1 tRNA gene and 1 rRNA gene are annotated in these 346 nt (G+C 42.8%); both read left to right on the forward strand.

The window, feature by feature from the left end:
• The first annotated feature begins 24 nt into the window (after nt 1–24).
• A 5S ribosomal RNA gene (gene rrf, locus GW534_RS16070) occupies nt 25–140 on the forward strand.
• Nucleotides 141–182: 42 nt separating this feature from the next.
• A tRNA-Asp gene (locus tag GW534_RS16075) sits at nt 183–259 on the forward strand.
• Nucleotides 260–346 lie beyond the last annotated feature (87 nt).

A 346-nucleotide genomic window follows, 5' to 3' on the forward strand; every position in this document is an offset into this window, starting at 1 on the left:
CGATGTTCTCTAACTAGAAATTGGTCTGGTGACGATGGTGAGAAGGTCACACCCGTTCCCATCCCGAACACGGAAGTTAAGCTTCTCAGCGCCGATGGTAGTGAAGGATTTCCCTTTGCGAAAGTAGGACGTTGCCAGGTCGCATTATTTTTTTGTTTTTATAAACATACATAATAAACATTGGTCCGGTAGTTCAGTTGGTTAGAATGCCTGCCTGTCACGCAGGAGGTCGCGGGTTCGAGTCCCGTCCGGACCGCCATATTCCTAAATTCATACATATGCTTATTCAACCTTAGGTGAATCCTAAGGTTTTTTATTTATTTTTGAAACTAATCCAGTTTAAATA

This window comes from Pallidibacillus pasinlerensis (genome assembly GCF_009996845.1).
GTDB lineage: Bacteria > Bacillota > Bacilli > Bacillales > Caldibacillaceae > Pallidibacillus > Pallidibacillus pasinlerensis.